7 protein-coding genes are annotated in these 6753 nt (G+C 62.6%); 5 read left to right on the plus strand and 2 right to left on the minus strand.

Annotated elements, in window-relative coordinates; translation table 11 throughout:
* Positions 1–85 precede the first annotated feature (85 nt).
* Positions 86–1093 (plus strand): magnesium and cobalt transport protein CorA, encoded by a 1008-nt coding sequence (locus E5W70_RS15440; RefSeq protein WP_023677347.1) that lies wholly within the window; start codon positions 86–88, stop codon positions 1091–1093.
* 137 nt (positions 1094–1230) lie between these two features.
* Here E5W70_RS15440 and E5W70_RS15445 read toward each other — a convergent pair whose 3' ends face one another.
* Positions 1231–1755, minus strand: coding sequence for a GcrA family cell cycle regulator (locus E5W70_RS15445; protein ID WP_023677348.1), 525 nt, complete (start codon positions 1753–1755; stop codon positions 1231–1233).
* Between the two features lie 354 nt (positions 1756–2109).
* On the opposite strand from E5W70_RS15445, the gene E5W70_RS15450 reads away from it, so the two are divergent.
* The 3 genes from E5W70_RS15450 (at position 2110) to E5W70_RS15460 (ending at position 5408) form a co-directional block, all read left to right on the plus strand.
* A complete protein-coding gene (locus E5W70_RS15450; protein ID WP_292659510.1) occupies positions 2110–3309 on the plus strand; it encodes an aspartate aminotransferase family protein in 1200 nt (399 codons plus the stop codon).
* A gap of 14 nt (positions 3310–3323) precedes the next feature.
* Entirely contained in the window at positions 3324–4235 is a 912-nt protein-coding gene (gene argF, locus E5W70_RS15455; RefSeq protein WP_292659512.1) for an ornithine carbamoyltransferase, read from the plus strand.
* Between the two features lie 162 nt (positions 4236–4397).
* On the plus strand, positions 4398–5408 hold the full coding sequence (locus tag E5W70_RS15460) for an Hsp33 family molecular chaperone (protein WP_292659513.1): 1011 nt from the start codon (positions 4398–4400) through the stop codon (positions 5406–5408).
* 6 nt (positions 5409–5414) lie between these two features.
* Here E5W70_RS15460 and apaG read toward each other — a convergent pair whose 3' ends face one another.
* Entirely contained in the window at positions 5415–5807 is a 393-nt protein-coding gene (gene apaG / locus E5W70_RS15465) for a Co2+/Mg2+ efflux protein ApaG (RefSeq protein ID WP_254816331.1), read from the minus strand.
* 228 nt (positions 5808–6035) lie between these two features.
* Here apaG and E5W70_RS15470 point away from each other — a divergent pair.
* On the plus strand, positions 6036–6753 hold a 718-nt coding region (locus E5W70_RS15470), incomplete at its 3' end, for a glycosyltransferase (protein WP_292659516.1).

A 6753-nucleotide genomic window follows, 5' to 3' on the forward strand; every position in this document is an offset into this window, starting at 1 on the left:
CGCCACCTGAGAGACAATTGCGCTAAGCTTTCGACGCGCCGACTTCTCAGTTCCGCGACGAAGGCCCCGCCTTCAGGAGGCTGCGATGGAATACGTCCGCGAGTTTGCTCCTGCGCCGCCGATGTCAGGCATAATCGCCTGCGGTGTCTATACGGCTGGGCGGCGCATCGCCGACATTCCGATCGAGGAAGCCGGCGAATGGGCCGGGAAGCCGGGCCACGTGGTCTGGATCGGACTGCTGGAGCCCGACCGCAATTTGTTGCTGCGCGTCCAGGCGCAATTCCATCTGCATGAGCTGGCGATCGAGGACGCCGAGCATCCGCACCAGCGGCCGAAGATCGAGCAATATGGTGATGCCCTGTTCATCGTTGCCCGCACGGCGCAGTTGATCGACAGCCGTGTCACCTTCGGCGAGACACATTTGTTCGTCGGCGCCGGCTACATCGTCAGCGTCAGGCATGGCCCGTCGACCTCCTACGCCGCCGTTCGCCAGCATTGGGAAAGCTGCCCGCATTCCCTTGCCAAGGGCGAGGATTTCGTCCTCTACGCCATTCTCGATTTCATCGTCGACAACTACATGCCGGTGCTCGAGCAGATCGAAAACGAGGTCGAGGCGATCGAGGACAAGGTTCTGCTGAAACCGATGACCGGCTCCGATATCGAGCGGCTTTATATGTTGCGCCGCGATCTCTTGCGCCTGCGCAACGCGGCCCTGCCGCTGGTGGAGGTCTGCCGGCGGCTGACCAGCGCCGATCTGCCGCAAATCCACACAGCCATGCACCCGCTGTTTCGCGACGTCACCGACCACATCCGCACTGTCCAGGAAAAGATCGACAGCCTGCGTGAGGTTCTCGCCTTCGCCTTCGAGGCGAGCCTTCTGGTCGGTCAAAGCCAGGAGACGGCGATCTCCAAGAAGCTTGCCTCATGGGCCGCCATCCTGGCGGTGCCCACGGCGTTCGCCGGCATTTACGGCATGAATTTCAGCGACATGCCGGAACTGAGGATGGAATATGGCTACCCGGCCGTCCTGGCGGCGATTGCCCTGATCTGCACGTTTCTTTACTGGCGGTTTCGCAAGAATGGGTGGCTATGAAGCGTAGGGCAGTAGGGCAGTAGGGCAGTAGGGCAGTAGGGCAGTAGGGCAGTAGGGCAGTAGGATATCGCTTCTGACCACGCTTCTCTGCAATTCACCACATACTGCCGTACTGCCCTATTCCCTTACTCCCCTAACTATCTGCTCCGCCGCCGCTCCGATGCCGGCTGGAACGCCACTCGGGCGTGGTACTTGCAATAGGGCCCGGTTTCGGCGGCGTCGTTGCCGCAGAAATGGAAGTCTTCCGAAAGCGGATCGCCGTTCGGCCATTTGCAGGTGCGCTCGTTGAGCTCGACGAGTTGCAGGTGCCGCGAGATCGGCACGACGACGTTCTCGACCGGGCGGATATAGTGGCGCGCCACTGGTTCGGCATCGAACTGCGCCTTGAGCGCGGTCGCACCGATCGACATCGACGTGGTGGCATGGCGCGTGGCGCTTGCTGCCCGCGAGACCGATTTCTGGATCGTCGATCCCTGTACCGTCTTCTTCTGGCGTGCCGGTGAGGCGGTCGTGCGTCCGCGACCGGACAGTTTCAGCCGGTGCACTTTGCCGATGACCGCATTGCGGCTGACCCCGCCAAGCTGTGCGGCGATCTGGCTGGCGCTGAGGCCCTCCGACCACAATTTTCTGAGAAGTTCGACTCGCTCGTCAGTCCAGTTCATGAGACCGCGCTCCTGCTGAAACGTGCGGCAATCGGAATCCATTCCCGACCCGGCTTCTGCCGGCCAGACACCACATATATCGGGTGATTAGGTCCGCCGCACGAAATCTAGTTATTTCTCTACTACAATTACCTTATGCGCTGACTCGGTGACAAGAGTCCCAAGGCCAACACGAATCGGTTTTTTCGGTTTTCCCCAACTTGCCCGGTCGCTTATGAGCCGGCGTTGTGCTGGAGGGCTTGCCGCACGTCCTTGCGCGACCTTTTCGTTGACTTCACGGCCGAAAAACACGATAAGCCACAAGGGCCGCCGCTTTGGCGGCTTTTTGATTTTCCGGTTCCGGAGACGCATATAATGAGCGGTTCGGCGCTTTTCGAGACCTTTGTTCGCGCACCCCTGGCTTTCGACCACGGTGAAGGCACCTGGCTGGTCACCGATAAGGGCGAGCGATATCTCGATTTCGCCGGCGGGATCGCCGTGAATTCATTGGGCTACAGCCATCCGCATCTGGTCGCGGCCCTCACCGAGCAGGCCGCCAAGCTCTGGCATGTCTCCAATCTGTACGAGATTCCGGGACAGAGCCGGCTCGGCGAGCGGCTGGCCGACGCCAGCTTCGCCGACAAGGTGTTCTTCACCAATTCCGGCGCAGAGGCGCTCGAATGCGCCATCAAGACGGCGCGGCGCTACCACTTCGTCAAGGGCCATCCCGAGCGCTACCGCACAATCACCTTCGAAGGCGCGTTCCACGGCCGCACCCTGGCGACCATCGCCGCCGGCGGCCAGTACAAATACCTGGAAGGTTTCGGCCCCAAGGTCGACGGCTTCGACCAGGTTGGCTTCGACGATATCGACGCCGCCGAAAAGGCGATCACGCCTGAAACCGCGGCGATCCTGATCGAGCCGGTGCAAGGCGAGGGCGGCATCAGGCAAGTGCCGACGCAATCGCTGAAGCGCCTCAGGCAGCTCTGCGATCAGCACGGGCTGCTCCTGATTTTCGACGAGGTCCAATGCGGCGTCGGCCGCACCGGAAAGCTGTTCGCGCATGAGTGGGCGGGTGTCACACCCGACCTCATGGCGGTGGCCAAGGGGATCGGCGGCGGCTTCCCGATGGGTGCCTGCCTCGCCACCGACGAGGCAGCGGTCGGCATGACCGCCGGCGTGCACGGCACCACCTTCGGTGGCAATCCGCTGGCGATGGCAGTCGGCAACGCCGTGCTCGACGTGGTGCTGGAAGAGGGCTTTCTCGAGGACGTCCGGCGCAAGGCGCTGCTGTTGAAGCAGGGGCTTGCCGGTGTCGCCGACGAATTTCCGGATGTTATCGAAAGCATCAGGGGCACCGGCCTGATGCTCGGGCTTAAATGCGCGATGCCCAACACCAAGGTCACAGTGGCACTGCGCGACCAGCATCTCTTGACGGTTCCGGCCGGCGACAACGTTATCCGCCTGCTGCCGCCTCTCACCGTCACCGACGCCGAGATCCACGAAGCGCTCGAGCGCATTCGTGCCGGCGCCAAGAGCCTGGCGGATGCCATCGTCGCTGCCGCCGCGAAGTAATCCTGGAATTCCTGATGTCCCTTCGCCATTTCACCGATCTTTCCGCCGTTTCCGAAGGCGATCTGCGCTTCATGCTCGACGACGCAGCTGTGCGAAAGGCAAGGCTCAAGGCCGGCGAACGCAGCAAGCCGCTCGAAGGCAAGGTGCTGGCGATGATCTTCGACAAGCCGTCGACGCGCACGCGCGTGTCGTTCGATGTCGGTATGCGGCAGTTGGGTGGCGAGACGATCATGCTGACCGGCACCGAGATGCAGCTTGGCCGCTCGGAGACCATTGCCGACACGGCCAAGGTGCTGTCGCGCTATGTCGATGCCATCATGATCCGCACCACCTCGCATGACCGGCTGCTGGAACTGACGGAAAACGCTACGGTCCCCGTCATCAACGGGCTGACCGACGAGACCCATCCCTGCCAGCTGATGGCCGACATCATGACCTTCGAAGAGCATCGCGGTCCGGTGGCCGGCAAGACGATCGCCTGGACCGGCGACGGCAACAACGTGCTGCATTCGCTGCTGGAGGCTTCTGCGCGGTTCCGCTTCAAGCTGAACGTCGCCGTGCCCGAGGGCAGCGAACCGGCTCAGAAGCATGTCGACTGGTCGAAAGCCAATGGCGGCAAGCTGAAATTCACCCGTTCGCCCGAGGAGGCCGTTCACGAGGCCGACTGCATCGTCACCGACTGCTGGGTGTCGATGGGCCAGGAGCACCGTGCCCGCGGCCACAATGTCTTCTTGCCCTATCAGGTCAATGCGGCACTGATGGCGAAAGCCAAGCCGGACGCGCTGTTCATGCACTGTCTGCCGGCGCATCGCGGTGAGGAGGTTACCGACGAGGTGATCGACGGACCGCATTCGGTGGTGTTCGATGAGGCCGAGAACCGGCTCCATGCCCAGAAGGCGGTCTTGGCCTGGTGCCTGGGCGCTTGATACGGGCCGTGGTGATCCGGGCCGGCCTGATCCGCGCCGCCTTGATCTGCGCCGCCTTGATCCGGAAGTGGGTGGTGCCTATCTCAGGCGCATCACGCAAATCGAGCGCGTCTCGTCGCAAGCGCCCCGGAGGGCGGCATCGCTGCGCCCCGGAGCTTTGTCATGTTGGAAACTTATCAATTGGCTGAACATAAACCCAAGCTCGGCGAATTCGGCTACGCCGGCGACGACCATGTCGTGCCGTTCGAGGTCGGCCCGCTCGACGTGCGCGGCCGCACCGTCCAGCTCGGGTCGATGCTCGACGCTATTCTCAGCCGCCACGACTATCCCGAGCCGGTCGCCCGGCTCCTGGCCGAAGCCTGTGTGCTAACTGTACTGCTCGGAACTTCGCTGAAGTTCGAGGGCAAGTTCATTCTGCAGACCCGCACCGACGGGCCGGTCGACATGCTGGTCGCGGATTTCTCCACGCCGCACGCGCTGCGCGCTTATGCCCGCTTCGATGCCGACCGGCTGCAGGCTTTGACGGCTGCCGGCGAGACGTCGCCGCAGACGCTGCTCGGCAGCGGCGTCCTGGCGCTGACCATCGACCAGGGCGCTCACACGCAACGCTACCAAGGCATCGTCCAGCTCGACGGCGTCACGCTGGAAGATGCCGCACGCACCTATTTCCGCCAGTCGGAGCAGATTCCGACCGACCTCCGGCTTTCGGTTGCCAAGCTTCTGACGCCCGGCGTCGGCGGTGCCCGCGAGCAATGGCGGGCCGGTGGCTTGCTGGCACAATTCCTGCCGCAGTCGGCGGAGCGCATGCGCGTACCCGACCTTCCCGGTGGCGACGGCGATCCGCGTGAGGAAATCCACGACCCGACCGACAATTCCTGGCAGGAGCTGCTGGCGCTGCTTGGTACCATTGAACCGACCGAGCTGATCGATCCGACGATCGGCGCCGAACGGCTGCTTTACCGGCTTTTCCACGAGCATGGCGTCCGCGTCTTCGGCGGGGTGCCGGTCGCCGACCAGTGCTCATGCTCGAGGGAGAAGATCCGCGGCATCCTCGAAGGCTTTTCCGCCGAGGAGATCAGGGACAGCACCGAGGATGGCAGCATTCACGTCGCCTGCGAATTCTGCTCGAAGCAATATGACTTCGATCCGGCGGAGTTTGCAGCGGCTGAATGATGGCCCTCAATTGACGGTGCGCCGCGTGCCTGGCAAATCGAGCGAGAAGGCAGGGATAGCGACGTCGAAGGTCTCACCCCGTTTGTTGCGCATTGTGTAGTGCCCGACCATGATGCCGGACGGGGTCGAGAGCGGGCATCCAGACGTATACTGATAGCTGTCGCCGGGGTTGAGTCCAGGTTGCTCGCCGACGACCCCGGGGCCGCGCACTTCCTCGACCTTGCCGGTGCCGTCGGTAATGTGCCAGTAGCGTGACAGAAGCTGCACGAACTCATCCGACTGATTGTCGATGGTCACCTGATAGCCCCAGACATAGCGGTTTTGCGGCGGGTCGGAGTGATCCTCCAGATAGAACGGCCTGACCTGCACTTCGATGTTGCGGGTGACGGCGCTGTACATAAACTGCTCCAAAGCAATGTAGATGGAACTTTCGATGCTCAGCGCAGTTTGGTCAACGATGCGCGGCATCTTCTTGCCCGATCTCAAGCGCAGGTGCCGAAAAACAATGTCATTTGAGTGACACATGACAATGATGGTGTGCAGGCTTGTGCCGGGCGACTCAGCGTTTTGTCGAATTGTTGAAAACGGCCGTAATGCGGCCGGCATTTCTGGAGTGACCAGATCTCGATGGAACCGACATTCGCAGCCGCCCTCCTTTCCATAGCCCTCCTTCTTTCAAATCTCGCCAGCATCCTGTTAGCTTCGCTGAAGCTGAAGCGACCAGCCAGGATTGCACCGCCCGCGGCCAACGCGCCGCCGGTATCGATCGTCGTCCCGGCGCGCGGCGTCGAGCCGTTTGCCGAAGAGACTCTAGAGCGCGCCTTCTCCCTCGACTGGCCGCGCTACGAACTCATCTTCTGCGTCGCCCATGCGGACGATTCGGTAGTCAAGCCGATCACCGCCGCAATGACGCGTTTTCCGGCAATACGGGCCCGACTGCTTGTCGGTGACGACCGCATCAGCAGCAATCCGAAACTCAACAATTGCGTGAAGGGTTGGGAGGCGGCCCATTATCGCTGGGTCATCCTTGCCGATTCCAACGTGCTTATGCCGAGCGATTATGTCCAGCAGCTGATGGCGGCATGGCGGCCCGATACCGGCCTCGTCTGCTCGACGCCGATCGGCTCGCGGCCGGACGGGTTTTGGGGGGAGGTCGAATGCGCCTTTCTCAACACGCTGCAGGCACGCTGGCAGTACGCTGGAGAGGCGCTCGGCCTCGGCTTCGCGCAGGGCAAGAGCATGTTGTGGAACAAGCCGATGCTCGATGCCAATGGCGGTATCCGCGCGCTTGCTGCCGAGATCGCCGAGGACGCCGCCGCGACCAAGCAGGTCAACCGGCTCGGAC

The organism is Mesorhizobium sp. (genome assembly GCF_005063415.1).
In the GTDB taxonomy this organism is placed as follows: Bacteria; Pseudomonadota; Alphaproteobacteria; order Rhizobiales; family Rhizobiaceae; genus Mesorhizobium.

Bases quoted from the DNA above. Each gene is read 5' to 3' on its own strand.
- apaG (WP_254816331.1), bottom strand. From the start codon at position 5,807: ATGTACAGCGCCGTCACCCGCAACATCGAAGTGCAGGTCAGGCCGTTC.
- E5W70_RS15440 (WP_023677347.1), top strand. From the start codon at position 86: ATGGAATACGTCCGCGAGTTTGCTCCTGCGCCGCCGATGTCAGGCATA.
- argF (WP_292659512.1), top strand. From the start codon at position 3,324: ATGTCCCTTCGCCATTTCACCGATCTTTCCGCCGTTTCCGAAGGCGAT.
- E5W70_RS15460 (WP_292659513.1), top strand. From the start codon at position 4,398: ATGTTGGAAACTTATCAATTGGCTGAACATAAACCCAAGCTCGGCGAA.
- E5W70_RS15450 (WP_292659510.1), top strand. From the start codon at position 2,110: ATGAGCGGTTCGGCGCTTTTCGAGACCTTTGTTCGCGCACCCCTGGCT.
- E5W70_RS15445 (WP_023677348.1), bottom strand. From the start codon at position 1,755: ATGAACTGGACTGACGAGCGAGTCGAACTTCTCAGAAAATTGTGGTCG.